Source organism: Vibrio wakamikoensis, assembly GCF_050337275.1.
Classification (GTDB): Bacteria; Pseudomonadota; Gammaproteobacteria; order Enterobacterales; family Vibrionaceae; genus Vibrio; species Vibrio chaetopteri.
Map to the genome: position 1 here is coordinate 188,751 of NZ_JAKJST010000017.1, position 20,188 is coordinate 208,938.

Sequence of the window (20,188 nt, forward strand, 5' to 3'; positions counted from 1 at the left end):
TACGCTGAAATGAGCGGATGGAATGTCTTTTGTTTAATTCATTCTCAGTCCCAGAATTGTTACTTGGAGCTAATGATTTTCTGCGTGTTTAGCTCGTATGAGGAACCCGAGTAAGATGGCGTTGGTGGTCGCGTAGAGCACGATGCCTTCATTGTGAAGGAAGTGGGCTTGAGAAACGCAAAAACCTGCTGTAGAGAGAATGTTGACTCCTCCAAGGGTTGCACAAAGCTTTGTTTCTGCGCCCTTTGCCTTAACTAGATTGCTTAAGTAGAAGATGCCAGGAACGGCTAAAAAGGCCATTAATCCGACAAAACCAATGACTCCCCGTTGCGACAGGGCATTGAGGTAGGAGTTATGAGCGTTGCCATTAAAACCACGCGCGTACTCTGATAGCTCGCCAGTGGCAACCGCTAGGTCTAAGCGAGGTTGTAATGCGTGCTCCCCCCAGCCAAGCAGAGGCTTATCTAAGAACAACTGCCATGCAAACTTCCACATTTCAATGCGTACACCAACGGATCCTTGCTCAGATTGCGCTTCGCTAGCAACGACAGCAACGCGATCTTCAATACTGAGCGGTGCAGTAACAACGACTAACAAGAGGGTAGCAAACAGCGATAAAAATGCGATAGCTAGGTAGCGGCGGGATACTTGTTTGAAAAAGACCGCTGCGGCTATCAAGTAAGTCAGTGGCGCTAGTATCCACCCACCTCGGCTGAGTGACAATACACTCGCAGCAAGTGCTAAATTTGCGCCAAGTAGGCAAAACCACGCCAGTTTTTGCTGGGACTTGTGCCAATAGAGTGAAAGTGTAAACAAGAGTGAGGAAAACAAGATAGCGGCATTGCCTTTTTGAATTGGCATGAGCGCAGCGAAACCACGGATATGGTCAATATAGACATTAAAACCAGAGATTAGGCACCCTAGAAACGCACCTAAAGTCAACCCGTAACATAATGATTTTATTGATACTTTGGTGAATATGACCGCGTAACTGACGATACACAATAGTAAGGCTTTAGCTGGGTACTCAATTGAACTCCCAATACTTCGAGTATCAAGATCTAAATAGGCGCTTAAGGTGATGATTGCTAGGTGAATAGCAAACAAGCCAAACGTCCAATTGAGTAGTTGTAGTTCTTTTATCTTTGGCCTAGTTTCCCCTTTCCGATGATAGACCAAGGTTGCAATTGCTGTTAAAGCCAACAAGGCAGAAAACACATTGAAGCCTTCATTGAAATAAGACGCAAAAAAAAGAGCGATGAATAGGGCGCTTAACGTGTTTATCCAGGCTGGAGCGCTAGAGTAATTAGTATTCATAGTGATTCGATGTCTATTTACGGCAGATTAAACGGGTGTAGAGAGGCTGTCTAAGGTGCGGGTTAATGCTCCTTGGTTTTGACGAACCACCTGTTGGCTTGCGCTACCCATGGTTGACGCAAGAGACGGTTTTTCTATGAGTTTAGAGACAGAACAAAAAATTTGCTCAGTATTCTCGCAAACAATCGTACCCTGGTTGTCAACGAGCTGTTGAGTAATCTCTTTAAAGTTAAAGTAGCTTGGCCCGATGAGACTAGGAATCCCGATGGCTGCGGGTTCAAGTAAATTGTGTCCGCCCACTTTTTTACCGAGTAAGCTACCGCCCATGAAGCACACATCGCTTGCGGCGAGATATGTCATCATTTCTCCCATGGTATCTCCTACCACAATTGAGGTTTTAGCTGTTAGCGCAGAAGCCATTTCAGAGCGTTTTTTGGTATTAAAGCCGTGATCGTGACATAGCTTAGCTACATCGTTAAATCGTTCTGGGTGTCTGGGGACAATGATCAAAAGAAGATCCGGGTGCTTATGCAGTAACTGTCGATGCACTTCGAGAATGTGCTCATCTTCGCCATTGTGTGTGCTAGCCGCAATCCAAACAGGTCGTTCTTGCCCGAAAGAGGCTCTCAGTGAACGCCCTTGTTCAATTTGCTGCTCAGAAACATGGATATCAAATTTTATCGACCCGGTTACGTAAATTCGCTCCGATGCGACACCCAAGCGTTTAAAGCGATTCGCATCGTCGTCAAACTGACAGCAAAGTACAGAAATTGTAGGGGCAATGGTATTGAATAGTGGCTGTATTCTTTGATAGCGGCGACAAGAGCGCTCCGATAAGCGAGCGTTGATCACGGTGATCGGTACGCCAGCGTGCGCGACGCTGTGCAACGTATTTGGCCAAAGCTCAGTTTCGACGATGATCATTTTTGACGGCTTAATCACGCGCATGAAGCGTTTGACTGCAAAACAAAAGTCGAGCGGCATATATCTGTGCTCGGCAATATGACTCAGTTTTTCAGCTTGTTCTGCACCCGTTGGAGTTGTCGTGGTGATGACTATTTGGCTGTTAGGGTTTTCTGCGACGTATCGTTTAATAAGAGGAGTTACCGCAATAACTTCGCCAACAGAGACAGCATGAAACCAAATGACGGATTTACTGGAACGCTTTAAAGGAGGCGTTACGCCAAAGTGCTCTCGCCAGCGCTTACCGACACTCGGCTTTCCTAGTTTGGACTTAAATAAGCCATACAGGAATACCGGAGCGACGATAGCAAGTAATAACGTATAAACGAAGCGAACTATCATTGTGATTTCACGTTCGGGCTAATCAGTGACTCTTCCATTAAGTAATGTTCGGTCTGCTGCACATAGTCAGCGTTATAGGAATACTTGATGCTGTCGTGTGAAGCGAGCAGATTCAGCACCAATAAGTAACCTAGCGCCGCTTTTAGCAATAACAAGCGCTTTTCTGGATAGGTGAACCAAGTTGCGACATATGAGGTGAACTTATAACGCTTTACAAAACGCGTTAGTTTACTTGGAGCCATGATCCCTGACTCTTTTGATACCAAGACACTACGAATCCCAATGAGGATTGGCAAAATGGCGAATGGGTACACTAAGATCAAGTGCCAATATGAGAACGTAATTGGAGACAATGCCGCACTAATGAGTACACCGACGACTGCGCCAAATGCATACAATTCAAGCCATTGTTGTTTTTCTACGTTCCCACGACCTCTGAGGCAGAGTGGTTTAACACGTTTCCACCAAAGCCAGTTGAATCTTGCTGAGATGACAACGGTTGCCGCGCCAACCACAAACACAAGCGTTTTCCATAGAGTTAGCGCTGAGAGTTTCAACCATTGTATTTGGGTTAGCCAATCAAACTCCCCATAAGCAATCACTTTGTTTGAAAACAGCATTGAACCGTATCGTAGCCAGTAAAGTAGGGCTTTAAGAACCGGGTATACATGAACCAGACCATAACCAATATAGCGGTCACTCTCGCGAGAAAGTTCGTCATTGACGGCATACTCTTGTAAGTAGGGTACCAGTGATAGCACCAAAGCAATCACGGCTGAAATCGCCCCAAGCCAAGAGACTTGACCCATTTGGCGATAGAAAAGATAAACAGAAATCACCGCTAAAATTGGCCATGAGTAATGCAGTTGCATCGCCAGACCGATTGAGAGTACGTGGATAAACGTATACCCAAAAGATTTGCTTTGGCTCATTTTGGTAGCAGACCAAAGGTGCATGGCAGCAAACAGACACAAATATGACGGGTTATACAGCAGGCTATCGTATAAGAACCAAGGGTTTAGCCAGTAGATCGCAAGAAATAATAATCGCGTTAGCGAGTTATCTTTTTCAGGCATCATGGTTTTAATCACATTGTCCAGAAGCACGAGAGAAACAATGCGCAGGGCAATGAGCAGCACCATTGGAGACCAAGGTGAATCCCAAACCAACAATGGTAGCCCAATAAGCCACGTCGACAGTGAGCCAGGAACATTCCCTACTGCACTAGCCGCATTACCATAGCTCAACCAGGTATCCTGGTAGGCACCCAAATAACCCTTATAGAGCATTTGCGTTTGATCACCAGTGAGGATCTGGTTTTGTGCATACAGGAACGTAAACGCGAGACCAACGGCAAAGCCTAAAGCGTAAATCCAATGAAAATGTCGTTCTGCGATGGAATGTTGGTTCATATAAGACTCTTTAGAGCGGTTAGTGAGGTGTGGACTCTGAGGAGCCGGAATAGGTCCACACTTTGTGAATAAGGTAGGTGATGATGGGTAATATAACGACGACCATCAGTATACGAATGTAGCTATTCCAGTCAGAGAACAGTTCACTTATCGCTTGTGAAATCATTAAAGCGCCAAACTGCACCATAAAAAAGCGCAGCGCATTACCCAGATTGACCTTGTGTCTAAACACCAATACCGTCTGGGCAAAATAAGAAAAGACAAACGCGATTGAGAAGCCAACAATATTGGCGTACAGCACACTGTCTTTGACTAGGTGAATAAAGCTAAAGGCGACAGCAATGTGAATAGCGGTCGCCATTCCTCCCGTGAGGGCGAAACGGACAAGGCGATACTGAAGCAGTCGGTCAAGCAGCGCTCGCATCGTTACTGGCTCGAGTTGTCGTCTTGTGACTTGACGATTGAAGGTGAACCAATGCTATCTTCTTCAATGATATAGGTTGGTCTTCGTTTGGATTCCATATACAGGCGCCCAATATACTCTCCCATAACACCGATGCCAATTAACTGCACACCACCAAGGAATAGCATGATGGTGATGGTCGAGGCATAACCAGGAGCATCAATACCGTAGATGAGGGTTTTTACCACGGTGAAGCTGCCATAAATAAAAGCAAGAGCCGAGATAAACGAGCCAATATAGAGCCAAATACGAAGTGGCGCAGTACTAAAGCTGGTAATACCATCAAGAGCAAAGTTCCACAGTTTCCAGCCGTTAAAGCTGGTTTCACCCGCTTCACGTGCTTCACGCTTGTACTCGACCACAGCAGTTTTAAAACCCACCCAAGAGAAAATGCCTTTCATAAAACGTTGGTTTTCAGGCAACAGTTGAATGGCATTGACTACGCGGCGATTGATTAAGCGAAAGTCCCCCACGTTTTCTGGAATATCGACTTGAGCTACGGCGTTGTGAAATTTATAAAACATCTCGGCAGAGAATTTTTTCGCCCACGAGTCGGTGCTGCGATCGGCACGTTTTGCCACAACCACGTCATAACCTTCTCGCCACTTTTCGAGAAAATCGTGAATAAGCTCAGGTGGATCTTGCAGATCTGCATCAATTGGGATCAGCACTTCGCCACGGGCAAGATCGATACCAGCGGTCAGTGCTGCTTCTTTGCCAAAGTTTCTTGATAAATTGACGACACGGATATGGGCATCTTGCTGCTGTAGCTGCTTGATCACCGATAGTGTATTGTCTTTACTGCCATCGTTGATCAGAATTACTTCGTAGTCATACTCGGTTTGCTGTAAAACCGTAGTGATACGCTCCATAAACAAGCTCACCACTTGCTCTTCGTTATAGCAAGGGCAGATGATGGAGATGGTCGGGCTATTCGTTGTCATTCTTTTTCTCTGAACAATATTTGTTGTGTCGTTTTCATCACGATTGAATATCTAGAGCTGCAAGCTTGGCAATAACCGTACTCGGTTCTAACTGTTTCAAACAATTCATATGACCCAGTGGGCATTCACGCTTAAAACATGGTCGACACTCTATATCAGTATTGACGATCTGTACACGATCACCGAGAGGTGGCGTATAGTCTGGTGAGCTCGAGCCATAAATCGCGACAATATTACAGCCAACCGCCGCAGAGACATGCATGAGCCCCGAATCATTACTGATCACGGTGTCGCAAGCCGCCAGTAAATCCACCGCTTCAATAAGCGAGGTGTTACCCGCCACGTTATAACAATGTTGCTGTGCCTCTGGCGTCAGAGCATTGCGAATTTTTTCAGTGACTTCGCGATCTTTGGCCGAGCCGAACAGCCAAACTTGCTTGCCAGCATCAATAGCGTGCTGGGCAACCTTAGCGTAGTGCGCATCTGGCCAGCGTTTCGCAGGACCAAACTCAGCGCCAGGACACATGCCAATCGCGATTCTGTCGTTGGTTAGCGAGAACTTGGTCAACGTTTGTTTTTGAACCTGCGTATCAACAGATAGCTTAGGTCTTGGGCAAGTGTCCAATCGCACTTCATCCAACATAGCGTCTTTTTGACTCGCTAACGCGACAAATCGTTCCACATAATATTGAAAAATACGCTTGTTCGGGCGTAAATCGGTTAGCAGGCCATAACGAGTTTCGCCTTTCCAGCCAATACGGTTAGAGATCCCAGCAAATAGCGGTATTAATGCTGATTTTGCAGAATTAGGTAGCACGTAGGCATGCGTATAACCTTGCTGCTTGAGTTGTCGGCCAATGCGCCAGCGCCCTTTTAAATCGAAAGCACCATGCCCGATAGGCATTTCAATGGAGCGATTGACTTGTGGCATTCGCCCGAGAATTGGCTCACACCAAGCGGGTGCAAGCACATCAATGGTCGCCTCTGGATAGCGGTTTTTTAGCTCAATATAGAGACTTTGCGACATCACCATATCGCCGACCCATGAGGGGCCTATGACTAGGATCTTCATGTTTTCACTTTTCTAAATAGGTAATTGCCACGCACTTTGCGCCAGAGCCCAAATACATCAGTTTTCGGGAAAATAGCGATACGGCGAACTTGATAAGGGTCTTGATGAAACGCTAAAGGACCAGAGTTGGTCGCGACCGCGTATTGGTAGCCCGCTTCTTTAGCGATTTGCTTAGACGCTTGATTGTGCTCACCAAATGGGTAGGCAAACGACGTGAGTGATTTACCCAGTGTCGCCTCAAGCGCCTTCTTGTTTTCGATAATTTCGAAACGCTGCTGTTCATCGGTCAAAGTATCGAGTTTCGGGTGGGTGAGAGTGTGACCTCCAATCTCGATATGTCCCGACCCTGCCAATTGTTTGACTTGTTTAGCGTTCATCAGGGGCACGGATTTCTCAGGGTTTGATGGGTTTTCTACATCCCAGCGATTAAAGGTCTCACCAGTGACCACATACACCACGGCCTTAAAGTCATGTTTTTGTAGAACGGGAAGCATCAGTTCTAAGTTGTCCACGTAGCCATCATCGACCGTCAACATGATATAACGCTTGTTGGCATCTAAGCGTCGGATGAGACGACCATCTTGCAAGTCTTCAAACGTTAAGGTTTCAAAGCCCATTTTTTTGAGCAGCGCCATATGCTTATCGAACATATCAATATGCAGATACGTACCGTGAACACCTTTGCCACTGTCATCTTTGATGAAGCGATGGTACATGATGACAGGCATTTCACGCCTTAGCGTGGTGACGTAGATGTCTTGGTAAATACGTTCAATATCATCGACAATATTGGTCAGACTATAATTGCCGCGAATGGTCTCGCTGGTGGTTTGCGAGCAATGCGAACTACTTAGCCCTTTTTCGACCAGAGCGGCAATTTGGGTAAAGTCGATATCGAGATCCACCGGGCCAATATCACCAAAGTTCGTCGCCATGGCCTCGTCGACATTGTTTTCATCGACAATGCCAATGCAAGTCGCTTCACCAATAGCAAGCGTCGGTCTGCCGCAAAGCAGTGCTTCCATTGCGACGCGGCCTGCGCCGATCACTAAATCCGCTTCACCAAGCATGGCAGGTACATCATCGGTGTAGCCCACAAAGTTGACGCTTGATGAAAACTTCTCAAATCGTGACTCAAACTTAGAACCCGTGACGACTCGAATATCGTATTTTCCGGCATCTAAACACTCATCGAGTAGGCGATAACACAGTTCACCTTTTGGACCGCTCAAACGGCCAACAATAGTGACGACAGGTTTAGTGTTGTTTGGTGCGTCAAGCCATTGGAAGCTTGACGTTTCAATGCCGTTACGGCTCACTTCCATTTGTTCCATCGGCACTGCTAAGTCGTTATGGAGTTGGTCACGAATCGCCTCACAAACCGGTAGAGCCTTATCGCCCATAGCATGAAACTTCTTGCGTGAGGCATGCACAGGTTGGCGACCATGCACGGTTGTGACCATTGGCGTGTTAGTGATTTTGCACGCGACGTGACAGCTCCAGCTCGATGCCCGTGAGTGGGCATGAACCAACTGAATATTGTGCTTCTTGATAAGGTATACGAGATAACCCACATGCCAGAAACGACGCGGCACACTGCGCTTATTGAAACGCAGTGAGAAAAAATCGCCTTTGTGTGGCTTGGTCAAAGTGTCAGAGACATAAAACACGTTATGGCCCCGAGCAGTCAGTTCATTACCTACCGTAGTAGCGTAAACCTCAGCCCCAGTCACTTCTAGCTGGGACAGAGCCATAAGAATGTTCATTAATAAACTCTTTTAGATTGTTCTTTATTGTGTCGCTATCTCAGTGATATCGTCATTCAAATGATATCGTCATCCCTGCCAATATCGTCATCCCACTAGCCGCGCGCCTGCGCAGGCAGGGATCTACCATCAGCGTGCACCAAGCCTCAACTAAGATTCCTGTCTTCACAGGAATGACGCAAGCTGTTAGGCTCATATTCCAACGATACTATCATCCAATAGATCGTCATCCATGTTAGTGTCGTCATCCCTGCGCAGGCAGGGATCTACCATCAGCGCGCACCAAGCCTTAACCAAGATTCCTGTCTGCACAGGAATGACGGCGCTGCGTGTTTCGCACTACCAACAGATATCGTCATCCCACTAGCCGCGCGCCTGCGCAGGCAGGGATCTACCATCAGCGCGCACCAAGCCTTAACCAAGATTCCTGCCTACGCAGGAATGACGGCGTAGTGTGTTTCGCACTACCAACAGATATCGTCATCCCACTAGCCGCGAGCCTGCGCAGGCAGGGATCTACCATCAGCGCGCACCAAGCCTTAACCAAGATTCCTGCCTACGCAGGAATGACGGCGTTGTGTGTTTCGCACTACCAACAGATATCGTCATCCCACTAGCCGCGCGCCTGCGCAGGCAGGGATCTACCATCAGCGTGCACCAAGCCTTAACCAAGATTCCTGCCTACGCAGGAATGACGGCGTTGTGTGTTTCGCACTACCAACAGATATCGTCATCCCACTAGCCGCGCGCCTGCGCAGGCAGGGATCTACCATCAGCGTGCACCAAGCCTTAACTAAGATTCCTGTCCCCCAGGAATGGCGACCTCAGCGACCCTACTTATTCACAATCGCCAAATACTCAGCCACACCCTCAGCAACCGTCTTAAACTCAACATCACAACCCGCAGCACGCAAGTTCGTCAAATCCGCCTGAGTGAACTCTTGGTATGCACCTTTTAGATGATCTGGGAAAGGAATATTCTCAATCTCACCTTTGCCGTGATGCTTAATCGCAGCCTGAGCAATAGCTTCAAATGTCTCTGCATTACCAGTACCGCAGTTATAGATACCTGACACACCATTTTCCATGAACCAAAGGTTTACTTTCGCTACATCGCCAACGTAAACAAAGTCACGCTTAAAGTGCGCACTGCCTTCAAACAGTTTTGGATTCTCACCCGCATTCATCTGATTGTTTAGGTGGAACGCTACCGATGCCATACTGCCTTTGTGTTGCTCACGAGGGCCGTACACATTGAAATAGCGGAAGCCAGTAACTTGTGAAAGTTGCTCACCATGCGCTTCAGCATCAGCCCAAAGACGACGAACATAGTTATCAAACTGCTGCTTTGAGTAACCGTAGACATTAAGTGCACCTTCATATTGGCGCTCTTCTTTGAATACGGTTGTTTCGCCATAAGTTGCAGCGGATGACGCATACAAAAATGGAATTTCACGATCTAAACAGTAATGCAGTAGCTCTTTTGAATACTCATAGTTATTTAGCATTACATATTTGCCATCCCACTCGGTTGTTGCTGAGCAAGCGCCTTCATGGAAGACCGCTTCAATGGGACCGAAGTCATCACCCGCCATAACTTGAGTAAGGAAGTCATCACGATCCATGTAGTCTGTGATGTCTAGGTCAACTAAGTTTTTGAACTTACGTCCATTTTTTAGGTTGTCGACAACCAAAATATCATTCAAGCCAGCCGCGTTAAGTGCCTTGATAATATTGCTGCCAATCATGCCAGCGCCACCAGTTACAATGATCATAAAATGTTCCAAATTGAGTGGGATAATGACTTGAAGTATATAAGATTTACTAAGGTCTTCAAAGGAGTTCCTTGGTAGCAGAGCGCAAGAACTCAGGTTGACAAAGTGTGATTGAACGCTCAAAAAATATCATTTGTCAGCAAACTGTAAAAATAATACCGTTTACAATGCTTTATACAATGGACTAACATTGGAAGTCAGTGTGTTCAATTAGATGCACTGAATTATCGATAATTGAGTAAAAGGAAATAACCATGAAAAAAATCGCATTAATCATGGCGATTGCAGCAGGTATGGCTAGCCCAGCATTTGCAGAAGCTGAAGGCGGCGCAGCAGGCGCTGGCGCAGGTGGTGCAGCAGCAGGTTCAGCTTTGACTGGCGGTATTGTAATTGGTACTGCAGCTGCAGTAGCAGTGGTTGCAGTTGCATCAGCTGATGACAACAACGCGACAACAACATCAGTTTCTACTACTAAGTAATTGTTGTTGATGCACGCTCTCTTTACTTATTGCTTGTAGAGAGAGCGTTATTTTCTCTCAATAGTTGTTTTACTCTACTCTCTCGAGTAGAGACTTTTTACATATCGTATATAGCGCCATTGGCTTGCGCTGAACCTACTGCCGGATGATGTATTGAAGTTTAAATCCACGCTCATTATGTGCTCGTTATTGGCTTTAACGGCTTGCTCTCAACGTTTCCAAGACGTAAACGCCACCTTGTCTGAGGCTTTTTTAGGTGCCGATGATGTTGTGATGACTGCTGAGGAAATCAGGGCTCTCCCATACGCTAGTGCATACATTCGAATTAACGATGGCGCCCAGATCTTTGTCGTTTTAGCATTTGCTGAGCCTAATACGGCTACGGGTGTCACTCAGTATAAATGGATGTCTTCAGACCGTGCCTTGTTCGTCTACGAAAAGGGCAGACTCGTGAAAACCATAGGTCTCTTTGGTGATAACCTTCAAGGTGTGACCAGAACAGAGCAAACCGCCAATTCTTGGCAAGTGAATTATGATTGGATGCCAGATTATCGTTATGGATATCAAGGTATTGCCAATCGATGGAGCGATGGAAATGAAACCATTCACACCTCTGTCGCCAACTATCAAACGGAAAAATACAGCGAGCGAGTGCAGTTTGATGCGCTTGACCATTCGCTAATTAATGAATATTGGCAAGACAGTAAAACGGGCAAAACCGTCCGCTCGATCGAGCATATCGGCCCGCAAATGGCCAAAGTCGAATTCACAGTACTAAAACAACCTTCGATGTAATCACTTTGATAGCAGCGCTACTATTCAGCTTTGGGTTTGGGCGCAGCTATTGATTAAGGAAACTGCATGTTCTATCACGGATGGCGAAATATTAGATGCCTACAAAGCCGCTTTCTGTCGCGGGTACCGCTGTCGCAAGTACTTCTGCCGCGAGTAATGGCTTATCCCCTTATTGTTTTTACGGCTGTTGTGGCAGCTTTCCCCGTGAGCAGTGCCGAATTATCGATCATGTTGCCACAGCAGTCGGTTAGGCTGGACTATCCTCAACCGGCGAGACTGGACACGATCCTAAGAGATGCTAATAAACAAGCACGGTTCTCGAATGTGCAATTGGACTATGTGCAAGCTCAGTTATTCTCCCAAGACAAGCAACCGGTTATTGATAGCAAGAAAGCTCAAGTCCTTGCTCAGCTTGAAGCGCTCCAAGCATACGATGCGAGCATTGGTGCAGACAAGATTCTAGACCAAATCGAAAGCTCTCAATTTCACTATCGTGAATTCACGTCACTAGATTATGACTTGGTGCAATCACTACGAAATGGCAATCCACAATTGGTCGGTCACTATCAACTCAATATAGGCGCACGCAATAACAAGGTAAAATTTTTAGGCGCAGTAAATCAGCCGGAAACTATTGATCATAAAGCACAATGGTTTTTAGCGGATTACTTTAATGCACTAGGCGACATTCGCCTAAACAGCGCCAGCCACAGCGCGGCTTTCGTCATTCAGCCAGACGGCAAAGTGATGGAGTTCGCCTATGGGTTATGGAACTTCCAACCTCATTTTCTGGCACCCGGTTCAATAGTTTACGTACCCATTAAATCCCTGCCATCAGACTTTTCAAATCTAAACCAAGACATAGTCGACCTGCTGCGCCACAAGGTGAATCACAATGAATAATAAGCGATTAACGCCTTCGATGTTGTCCGTGGCGATAGCCACAGTATTAAGTGCAGCAACCCATGCCGATGTGTTTAAGCCTGCGACATTAACGCCATCACAATCGGACTTTGGTGGTGTAGGCCTTATGCAAATGCCAACAGGGCGAATGGCTGCGGAAGGGGAGTTTAGTATTAATGGTGACTGGACCGAACACTACCATAAATACAACGTTAGCTTGCAGTTGATGCCTTGGTTGGAAACCACCATTCGTTACACCCTAGTGCAGGACATACTCTACAGTAGTGACCCAAGTTTTAGCGGCGATACTAAATACACAGATAAAGGGATAGATTTTAAGATCCGCTTATTAGAAGAAGGCGACTACCTGCCAGAAACCTCGGTAGGCTTTAGAGATTTTGGCGGTACTGGACTCTTCGATGGTGAGTTTGTTGCTGCTACAAAGCGCTTTGGCAATTTTGATTTCACCTTAGGAATGGGCTGGGGCTATCTGGGCACCCGCGACAATATCGCCAACCCGTTTTGCAAAATGAGTGATGGTTATTGTACACGTCCTTCAGATACCAAAGGGTCGGGTGGTATGGTCGATTATGAACGCTGGTTTAAAGGACCAGCTGCACTATTCGGCGGCATCGAATACCAAACGCCTTGGCAGCCGCTGCGTCTAAAGCTTGAATACGACTCAAATGACTACTCGCAAGATTTTCCTGTTGTTCGTGCTGGCGTTGACATGACACCAGCAACACCTTGGAACGTTGGCGCGCTTTATCGTGTCGGTGACTGGGGTGATATTCGTGCCAGTTATCAGCGTGGCAATGCGGTTGCATTGGGTGTGACGCTTCGGACTAACTTTAACGACACAAAAGCGTATTGGTTGGATGAGCCAATGCCAGAACCCCGCCCAGCGCAAGTAGCCAATAGTGTAGATAAGGTTGATTGGGACAAACTGGCCGGTGAGTTAAATACTATTGCTGGCTATGATGATGTCGCGATTCAGCGTAGTGGCGATACCGTAACGATTGTCGGTAAGCAGAAAAAATACCGAAATCGAGACGAGGCACGTGAGCGTGCAGGCCGCATTCTAGCCAACCATTTGCCGGGAGAAATCACCACTTACAACATCATCGAAACCAATCTCAATTTGCCACAAACCGAAACTCAAATTGATGCTGACTCATTCAAGCAAATCGCACAGCAACAGCCGTTAGATCGCGAGTTGACCGATGCTATTTTAGAAAAAGAGGTAGAGGGTAAAACCAGCGCAGAAACAGAGTTTGACGGCTTTGACCGTCTCCAATATTCGTTTAGGCCAACGCTAGCACAGTCGATAGGCTCAGCCGAGAACTTCTATCTGTATGAGCTAGGTATCGATGGCACGGCGGATGTGTGGGCTACGAAAAACCTTAACCTATCTGGCACCTTGCACCTCAATGTTGTCGATAACTACGACAAGTTTAATTACATCGTCCCACCGGATGGCACAGATGTGCCGCGAGTAAGAACCCTATTTAGAGCCTATGTGTCAGACAACGCCTTGTGGGTAAAAAACCTTCAGGCGACTTACTTTCAAGAATTTGGTAATGGATTTTATGGCCAAGCCTATGGCGGTTACTTAGAAACCATGTTTGCTGGTGCTGGTGGTGAGCTACTCTATCGTCCGCTGAATAAAAACTGGGCGATCAGCGCAGACATCAACTTAGTATCGCAGCGCGACCCAAGAAGTGCTTTTGGCGTGTTCGACCAAGAAGACCAAAACATCCCTGAGTTTGGCAGACCATTTAAGGCCGCTGTCAATCAAACCACCGGCTTTGTCACCGGCTACTACATGCCGCAATGGTCTTTCCTAGATAGCACGCTATTTAAGGTTGGGTTTGGTCAGTTCCTCGCTGGCGATGTGGGAACCCGTTTAGACTTCTCAAAACAGTTTAAAAGCGGTGTGATTGCCGGTGCCTACGCAAGCTTTACTAATTTAAGCTCAGAAGAGTTTGGTGAAGGCAGCTTTACCAAGGGTTTTTATGTATCAATACCGTTTGACATCATGACGGTAAAACCAAGCGCGAATCGAGCCTTCTTTAACTGGCAGCCACTTACTCGTGATGGTGGACAGATGCTAGGGCGTAAATACGAGCTGTTCAGTGTAACGGACGCTAGATCACCTTGGACGTCAAGGCCCAGCAAAGTCGAGTAACTCGTTCTTTAATATTCTCAGACATGGATTAACTTATGACAGATATTAGCGAATGTTTAATCGGTGTCTGAGGAAGGTTGTCAGTTTCCAGATGTAGCTAATGGACAGCACATACATGAGGAACGATAAGAGGAATAGAGCGAGCATGATAGACTCTCGGATTTGCAGCATCTCTCCTGCTACTCCAACAAGAGCATGTGCGAGTGATATACTGCCGATGATGAAAAGGCTTTGGTAGCGACCCAATTTTAGGCGCGTACAGATATGATGTAAGTGCAACCGATCGGCGGAAAATGGAGACCGTCGACTTTTCATTCTTCGCAGCATGACCATTGCCATATCCATCAGCGGCACAGCGATAAGCCAAAGTGCTGTGACTGGACGCATCATAGGCTCTGCTGAAGGGAATTCTGACGTTTTGGTGGCTGCAATCATTAGCCAAATCACAGTAAACCCAATCAGGAAGCTTCCAGAGTCCCCCATAAAGACTCTTAGTGAGCAGTTTGGGATAATATTCAGATTACAAACCGCATAAGGTATCATCGCCAATATAAACAATAGACAAAAATAGGTAAGGTTAAGCTCACCACACGCATAAAAAATAGTGGCTAACCCAAGGAAAGTGACACTAGCAAGAACACTCAATAGTCCATCAGCGCCATCGACCATATTAAATGCTGTAATACATCCTATCAATGCTACTGCAGTGAACGCTACTCTAAAATCTCGAATATCTAGCTTACCCAAGCCCGCTAAATCTCCAAGGTTATTAATGCTGTGTCCGCCAACATTTGCAAGCCAAATAGCCAAGAGAAGCATCAAGAAAAGCCTAAAGCCAGCTGAAATATCATACTTATCATCAAACATTCCGACGATAACTAAGATAGCCCCCCCAATAAGGTAGTCAAAGCTCATTGGGACAAGTGTAGGTTGCGCTAGGCAAAGAAAAACAACAGAAACGAAAAGTGAAGCACCGCCCACAAGCGGAATGTCACCGGAGTGACGCTTTCTACTACAAGGGCTATCGACAAAGCCATAATGTAAAGCTGCTTTTCGCATAGATAATAAGCTCAAGGTTGATACCGTGAGCACGCCAGCTGTCGTTGTAAGCACCACTTGTTCCTTAACGTTGTATATTAATTATCTTGAATGACAAACGTGACATCTTTGTGTCACTTTTTATGCGAAATGTTACTTAATGTACTTATTGTAGCGAAGATATTCCACAATCTGCGACGCACATTGCTCGATACTTTTTTCTCCGCACTTCACATGTATCTCTGGAGCTTTTGGCTCCTCATAAGCCGATGATATACCCGTAAAGTGTTTGATTTCACCAGATCTAGCTTTTTTATATAAGCCTTTAGGGTCCCGAGCTTCGCAGACCTCAATGGGAGTATCAATAAAAATCTCAATAAATTGAGACGAGTCAACAAGATCCCTTGCTATCTTTCTATCGGATGTAAAAGGGGAGATAAAAGCCGTTGATACTATGATACCTGCATCAACGAAAAGTTTTGCAACTTCGCTGACACGGCGAATGTTTTCTACTCGGTCGTCATCACTAAAGCCTAGGTCACCATTTAAACCATGGCGAACATTATCGCCATCTAGAAGGTACGTTTTGATACCTAGATCAAATAACATCTTGTCAACCGCGTTTGCGATCGTAGATTTCCCAGAGCCACTAAGCCCTGTAAACCACAAAATAGCTGGCTTTTGATTTAACTGTGTCACGCGCTCTTCATGACTCACAGAAGCTAAGTGCCAAACGACATCGCTTGACTTTTCATTCTGCGCATTTTTCTCGACATAAGGTGAAGTCATAAATCCTCTAAATAAATGTTAGTAAGAGCAGGGGTTTTTAGCTTTTAGCTGTTAGCTGCTAGCTTCCCCAGCTCACAACCCATAAACCGTCACAATCCCCAGAATAGCCGTAATCCCATACACTATGCTGACAGGGATGCCCACTTTAATAAAATCGATGAGTCGATACTTACCAGCGTTGAAAACCATCAAGTTTGTTTGATAGCCATAGGGGCTAATAAAGCTTGCGCTGGCACCAAAAGCAACGGCCATGATAAACGCCATACTATTTGCGCCCATAGCTTCCGCTAAGCCTACAGCCATTGGAAATATGAGTGCGGCAGCAGCGTTGTTGGTGACCAGTTCGGTTAACCACCATGTGAGCAAATAGACAATGATTAACGCGGTAAGAGCCGTCATTCCAGACAGATAGTTTTCGACTACCCCTTCCAGTACATACTGTACGCCGACATTTGTCATCGCTTGAGATAATACCAAGGCAGAAGCAATGATTAACCAAATATCGACGGGAAACCTTCGGAGCAATTCATTAACGGAGAGGCAGTGGCTTAGAAGCAAAATACCAAGCAAGATGCATAATCCCTTAAACAAGGGAATGAATCCAAATGCTGCAAGCGCTATAGTAGCAAAGAAACCTAAACAAACTAAAACTTCTTTGCCACCTGTCAGCATGGAGTCAGTTTCAACACCACTCAGGACAATAAAGTTCTTCTGGATATTTTGTCTATGGGCAAAGTCAGAACCTACAGCCAGCACAAAAGCGTCGCCTGCTTCTATTTTAACCTCACCGAGCTTTCCAGACACCCTTTGACCGTCTCGGCGAATAGCGACCACCGCGGCGTCAAATTTAGCGCGAAATCCTGCTTTTTTCAGTGTCTGACCAACGATGTGACTTTCCGGCCGGATAACGACTTCGGTTAAATTGTCTAACGGGAGGCCATTGTTGTGAGCGAAGGTTTCAAGCCCGTCAAACTGACTAAGCTGCATGACCTTTTGAATATCACCACTAAAAATAAGGCGATCATTGACCTGTAACACTTCCGTTGGTGACACCGGACTGATTAGCTGGTTTGCACGAACGATCTCGACTAAAAACAGTGATTCCAAATGCCTTAAGCCATTTTGTTCAATGCTTTTACCAACAAGGTTCGATTTTGGTAACACCTTAGCATCGATAAAGTAGCTTTGGGTCTCTTTAAACTCGCGTTCATGTATCGGCAGCCAACGGCTACACACCAATAAAGTAACACCACATGAGGCAACCAACATGAGACCAACTTTAGTGAAGTCAAAAAACTGAAGTGAAGGTAATTGAAGATCTAAAACTAAGCTGTTGACGATAAGATTGGTTGAGGTACCAACCAGCGTTAACGTTCCGCCAAGAATAGCAGCATAAGACAAAGGAAGAAGCAATTTGCTTGCAGGATGATAGGGGTTATTCCTAATCGGTGCCAACATGGTAGAAACGACCGCTGTATTGTTCAAAATAGCGGAAGCACCAACAGTAATACCAAAAAGGCGCAACCAGGTTTGTAAGTAGCTTTGGTGCAACACGCGAACGGCAATTAATCTCAACAATCGAGTCTTTTCCAACGCCAGCGAGCAAAGCATAAGTAAAACAAGCGTTAATAAGCCCTGGTTAGACATACTGTTAAGTACATCTTGTGTCGATACTGCACTCGATGCAAAAAGCACCATAAACGCAACACCAAAAACCATCGCAGGTCGACTTTGAAATCGAATCAACCCCGCAATAGTTAAAACAAAAACAATAAGAACTAGCATTCAGTTCCCTTAGAAATACAGCAGTAGGAGGAGGGGGGGGGCAGCTATCAGCTATAAGCTTCCAGCTATCAGTTCTCCCAATCACAGGCTCTTACTGAAAGCTGCCAGCTATAAGCTCCCAGCTATCAGTTCCTCCGTCTCAGGCTCTTACTGAAAGCTTCCAGCTATCAGTTCCCCCAATCACAGGTTCTTACTGAAAGCTGACAGCTACAAGCTTCCAGCTATCAGTTCCCCCATCTCAGGTTCTTACTGAAAGCTGACAGCTACAAGCTTCCAGCTCCCCTTCTCAGGCTCTGACTGAAAGCTGACAGCTATAAGCTTCCAGCTATAAGCTCTCCCTAAAGCTTTTTCGCTCCCCAATGCGGGAAGTGCTTAGTTACCAGCTTATTCAGTTCAAGCTCAAACTCAGAGTACTGCTCTGGCGCTTTTGCGGCGATAACCCCTTCAACAGAGCGGCGAATCATACCTGCACCAACAGTGATGTTCGTTAATCGATCAATAATGATAAACGCGCCTGTTGCTCGGTTATCATTGTAAGCGTCGAAAGCCACTTGCTCGGTAAAGGAAACTTGGCAGTGACCAATTTCGTTGAGCGCCAGTTGGTTCGTCGGTTGTTGTTCCATGGTGTTCACATCCACTTTGTAATGAATGTTCTGTATCTCACCAAAGACCGACTTAGCACCGACCTTGATCTCATATTGACGATCAACATGTAGAGGTTCTTCTGCCATCCATACAATATCCGCGTCCACCAATTGGCTCGACTCCGGTTGCTCATGAGGGCGTACTAGCATGTCACCACGACTGACGTCGATTTCGTCTTCAAGAGTGATAGTCACCGCTTGGTTAACGTGAGCTTTTTCAAGTTCACCATCAAAAGTAACAATCGACTTTACCTTGCTTTGTTTGGTTGAAGGCAATGCCATCACTGAGTCGCCAACACGAATGTCACCAGCGGCAATCGTACCTGCGAAACCGCGGAAATCGAGGTTAGGGCGATTAACATATTGCACAGGGAAGCGGAAGGCCTCGAAGCCGTCACGATGAATATTCACAGAGTTGAGCAATTTCATCAGTGGAGAGCCAGGGTACCAAGGCATGTTCTCGCTCTCGTTCACGACGTTGTCGCCTTTAAGAGCAGAAATAGGCACAAAGCGAATGTCTGTAAACTCAAGGTCTTTGGAAAACTCGCGGTAGTCGTCTTTGATTTTCTTGTAAACATCTTGGTCGTAATCGACGATATCCATTTTGTTCACAGCTACAACGATGTGTTTAATGCCCAGTAATGAACAAATATAGCTATGACGACGAGTTTGCACTTGAACGCCATGGCGAGCATCAATCAAAATAATAGCAAGGTCACACGTGGAAGCGCCTGTCGCCATGTTACGAGTATATTGCTCGTGCCCTGGAGTATCAGCAATAATGAATTTACGCTGCTCAGTCGAGAAGTAGCGATAAGCCACATCGATGGTAATGCCTTGCTCACGCTCTGATTGCAGACCATCCACTAAGAGTGCTAAGTCAAATTCTTCGTCAGTGGTATTAAAGCGTTTTGAGTCTTTCTCAATCGCTGACATCTGATCTTCAAAAATCATTTTTGAATCATAAAGCAAACGACCGATTAGAGTCGATTTGCCATCGTCAACACTACCACACGTTAAAAAGCGCAGTAGATCTTTGTTTTCATGTACTCGAAGATATTCTTGGATATCTTCAGCAATAAGGTTGGATGTGTGTGACATTTTTAATTCCTTCTAGAAAAAGAGGCGATAAGCTGTTAGCTGTTAGCTGTTAGCTGTTAGCTCGCTCCTTCCTGCTTAATACTTTTCATTAGCCCCGTCAGCATGGCTGCGATTTCTTTAGTTTCGCGAAGCCATAGGTTTGCAATTTCTTTAGGCAAATAACCTATTTGTGAGCCAATGTAGATTTGTGTTCTGGCTTCAGCTAGCGATGAACGACTGATTTCTAAAAATCGGATCTTTTCACGATCGCTTGTGCGAGTCATTCCTTCCGCTATGTTACTGGGTACAGAGAGTCCTGAGCGAGTGAGTTGATTTCTATAACCGAAATCTTTTAGCGTTTCTGTCTCTCTATAAATATTGGCAGAGAGCCTAGTTGCTCTGCGCCAAACTTCTAGTTTTTCAAAATTCATAT

General features: G+C 45.9%; 18 protein-coding genes. 5 read left to right on the forward strand and 13 right to left on the reverse strand.

Going from position 1 to position 20,188, the window contains the following annotated elements; genetic code table 11:
- Positions 1-69 precede the first annotated feature (69 nt).
- The 7 genes from L4C42_RS09255 to L4C42_RS09285 are packed head-to-tail and all read right to left on the reverse strand — an operon-like array spanning position 70 to position 8,279.
- Positions 70-1,317, reverse strand: coding sequence for an O-antigen ligase family protein (locus tag L4C42_RS09255; RefSeq protein WP_429760188.1), 1,248 nt, complete (start codon positions 1,315-1,317; stop codon positions 70-72).
- A 27-nt stretch (positions 1,318-1,344) separates the two neighbouring features.
- Positions 1,345-2,622 carry a lipid IV(A) 3-deoxy-D-manno-octulosonic acid transferase gene (waaA, locus tag L4C42_RS09260; protein WP_429760189.1) on the reverse strand — a complete coding sequence of 426 codons (1,278 nt, stop codon included), beginning with the start codon at positions 2,620-2,622 and terminating at the stop codon, positions 1,345-1,347.
- Positions 2,619-4,034 carry a 3-deoxy-D-manno-octulosonic acid transferase gene (locus L4C42_RS09265; RefSeq protein WP_429760191.1) on the reverse strand — a complete coding sequence of 472 codons (1,416 nt, stop codon included), beginning with the start codon at positions 4,032-4,034 and terminating at the stop codon, positions 2,619-2,621. Before L4C42_RS09265 ends, waaA begins: the two co-directional genes overlap by 4 nt.
- Before the next feature lie 19 nt (positions 4,035-4,053).
- On the reverse strand, positions 4,054-4,458 hold the full coding sequence (locus tag L4C42_RS09270) for a GtrA family protein (RefSeq protein WP_429760193.1): 405 nt from the start codon (positions 4,456-4,458) through the stop codon (positions 4,054-4,056).
- Positions 4,459-4,460: 2 nt separating this feature from the next.
- Positions 4,461-5,441 carry a glycosyltransferase family 2 protein gene (locus L4C42_RS09275; RefSeq protein WP_418641876.1) on the reverse strand — a complete coding sequence of 327 codons (981 nt, stop codon included), beginning with the start codon at positions 5,439-5,441 and terminating at the stop codon, positions 4,461-4,463.
- A gap of 37 nt (positions 5,442-5,478) precedes the next feature.
- Positions 5,479-6,513 (reverse strand): lipopolysaccharide heptosyltransferase II, encoded by a 1,035-nt coding sequence (gene waaF / locus L4C42_RS09280; protein WP_429760195.1) that lies wholly within the window; start codon positions 6,511-6,513, stop codon positions 5,479-5,481.
- Positions 6,510-8,279, reverse strand: a complete 1,770-nt coding sequence (locus tag L4C42_RS09285) for a bifunctional glycosyltransferase family 4 protein/polysaccharide deacetylase (protein WP_429760197.1) — start codon at positions 8,277-8,279, stop codon at positions 6,510-6,512. The genes waaF and L4C42_RS09285 overlap by 4 nt, the downstream gene beginning before the upstream one ends.
- A gap of 329 nt (positions 8,280-8,608) precedes the next feature.
- On the opposite strand from L4C42_RS09285, the gene L4C42_RS09290 reads away from it, so the two are divergent.
- Positions 8,609-8,896 carry a hypothetical protein gene (locus L4C42_RS09290; RefSeq protein WP_429760199.1) on the forward strand — a complete coding sequence of 96 codons (288 nt, stop codon included), beginning with the start codon at positions 8,609-8,611 and terminating at the stop codon, positions 8,894-8,896.
- A 216-nt stretch (positions 8,897-9,112) separates the two neighbouring features.
- On the opposite strand, the gene rfaD is transcribed toward L4C42_RS09290, so the two are convergent.
- Positions 9,113-10,054 carry an ADP-glyceromanno-heptose 6-epimerase gene (rfaD, locus tag L4C42_RS09295; protein ID WP_418641879.1) on the reverse strand — a complete coding sequence of 314 codons (942 nt, stop codon included), beginning with the start codon at positions 10,052-10,054 and terminating at the stop codon, positions 9,113-9,115.
- A 254-nt stretch (positions 10,055-10,308) separates the two neighbouring features.
- Here rfaD and L4C42_RS09300 point away from each other — a divergent pair, with 254 nt between their 5' ends.
- The 4 genes from L4C42_RS09300 to L4C42_RS09315 all read left to right on the forward strand — a co-directional run bounded on the left by L4C42_RS09300 (position 10,309) and on the right by L4C42_RS09315 (position 14,419).
- The gene (locus L4C42_RS09300; RefSeq protein WP_353497627.1) at positions 10,309-10,533 is read left to right on the forward strand and encodes a hypothetical protein; all 225 of its coding nucleotides are present in this window, start codon (positions 10,309-10,311) and stop codon (positions 10,531-10,533) included.
- A 153-nt stretch (positions 10,534-10,686) separates the two neighbouring features.
- Positions 10,687-11,328: a YjbF family lipoprotein gene (locus tag L4C42_RS09305; RefSeq protein ID WP_429760202.1), complete on the forward strand. Its 642-nt coding sequence runs from the start codon at positions 10,687-10,689 to the stop codon at positions 11,326-11,328.
- Between the two features lie 204 nt (positions 11,329-11,532).
- Entirely contained in the window at positions 11,533-12,231 is a 699-nt protein-coding gene (locus tag L4C42_RS09310) for a capsule biosynthesis GfcC family protein (protein ID WP_429760204.1), read from the forward strand.
- Positions 12,224-14,419 (forward strand): YjbH domain-containing protein, encoded by a 2,196-nt coding sequence (locus L4C42_RS09315; protein ID WP_429760205.1) that lies wholly within the window; start codon positions 12,224-12,226, stop codon positions 14,417-14,419. The genes L4C42_RS09310 and L4C42_RS09315 overlap by 8 nt, the downstream gene beginning before the upstream one ends.
- A gap of 45 nt (positions 14,420-14,464) precedes the next feature.
- On the opposite strand, the gene wecA is transcribed toward L4C42_RS09315, so the two are convergent.
- From wecA to L4C42_RS09340, 5 genes are all read right to left on the reverse strand, one after another.
- Positions 14,465-15,532, reverse strand: a complete 1,068-nt coding sequence (wecA, locus tag L4C42_RS09320; RefSeq protein WP_429760207.1) for a UDP-N-acetylglucosamine--undecaprenyl-phosphate N-acetylglucosaminephosphotransferase — start codon at positions 15,530-15,532, stop codon at positions 14,465-14,467.
- 78 nt (positions 15,533-15,610) lie between these two features.
- Positions 15,611-16,246 carry an adenylyl-sulfate kinase gene (gene cysC / locus L4C42_RS09325; RefSeq protein ID WP_429760209.1) on the reverse strand — a complete coding sequence of 212 codons (636 nt, stop codon included), beginning with the start codon at positions 16,244-16,246 and terminating at the stop codon, positions 15,611-15,613.
- Positions 16,247-16,318: 72 nt separating this feature from the next.
- Entirely contained in the window at positions 16,319-18,031 is a 1,713-nt protein-coding gene (locus tag L4C42_RS09330) for an SLC13 family permease (RefSeq protein ID WP_353497633.1), read from the reverse strand.
- Between the two features lie 338 nt (positions 18,032-18,369).
- Positions 18,370-19,776 carry a sulfate adenylyltransferase subunit CysN gene (gene cysN, locus L4C42_RS09335; RefSeq protein ID WP_353497634.1) on the reverse strand — a complete coding sequence of 469 codons (1,407 nt, stop codon included), beginning with the start codon at positions 19,774-19,776 and terminating at the stop codon, positions 18,370-18,372.
- Positions 19,777-19,832: 56 nt separating this feature from the next.
- On the reverse strand, positions 19,833-20,186 hold the full coding sequence (locus L4C42_RS09340) for a four helix bundle protein (RefSeq protein WP_353497635.1): 354 nt from the start codon (positions 20,184-20,186) through the stop codon (positions 19,833-19,835).
- Positions 20,187-20,188 lie beyond the last annotated feature (2 nt).

Bases quoted from the DNA above. Each gene is read 5' to 3' on its own strand.
- L4C42_RS09255 (WP_429760188.1), bottom strand. From the start codon at position 1,317: ATGAATACTAATTACTCTAGCGCTCCAGCCTGGATAAACACGTTAAGC.
- waaA (WP_429760189.1), bottom strand. From the start codon at position 2,622: ATGATAGTTCGCTTCGTTTATACGTTATTACTTGCTATCGTCGCTCCG.
- L4C42_RS09265 (WP_429760191.1), bottom strand. From the start codon at position 4,034: ATGAACCAACATTCCATCGCAGAACGACATTTTCATTGGATTTACGCT.
- L4C42_RS09270 (WP_429760193.1), bottom strand. From the start codon at position 4,458: ATGCGAGCGCTGCTTGACCGACTGCTTCAGTATCGCCTTGTCCGTTTC.
- L4C42_RS09275 (WP_418641876.1), bottom strand. From the start codon at position 5,441: ATGACAACGAATAGCCCGACCATCTCCATCATCTGCCCTTGCTATAAC.
- waaF (WP_429760195.1), bottom strand. From the start codon at position 6,513: ATGAAGATCCTAGTCATAGGCCCCTCATGGGTCGGCGATATGGTGATG.
- L4C42_RS09285 (WP_429760197.1), bottom strand. From the start codon at position 8,279: ATGAACATTCTTATGGCTCTGTCCCAGCTAGAAGTGACTGGGGCTGAG.
- rfaD (WP_418641879.1), bottom strand. From the start codon at position 10,054: ATGATCATTGTAACTGGTGGCGCTGGCATGATTGGCAGCAATATTATC.
- L4C42_RS09300 (WP_353497627.1), top strand. From the start codon at position 10,309: ATGAAAAAAATCGCATTAATCATGGCGATTGCAGCAGGTATGGCTAGC.
- L4C42_RS09315 (WP_429760205.1), top strand. From the start codon at position 12,224: ATGAATAATAAGCGATTAACGCCTTCGATGTTGTCCGTGGCGATAGCC.
- cysC (WP_429760209.1), bottom strand. From the start codon at position 16,246: ATGACTTCACCTTATGTCGAGAAAAATGCGCAGAATGAAAAGTCAAGC.
- L4C42_RS09330 (WP_353497633.1), bottom strand. From the start codon at position 18,031: ATGCTAGTTCTTATTGTTTTTGTTTTAACTATTGCGGGGTTGATTCGA.
- cysN (WP_353497634.1), bottom strand. From the start codon at position 19,776: ATGTCACACACATCCAACCTTATTGCTGAAGATATCCAAGAATATCTT.
- L4C42_RS09340 (WP_353497635.1), bottom strand. From the start codon at position 20,186: ATGAATTTTGAAAAACTAGAAGTTTGGCGCAGAGCAACTAGGCTCTCT.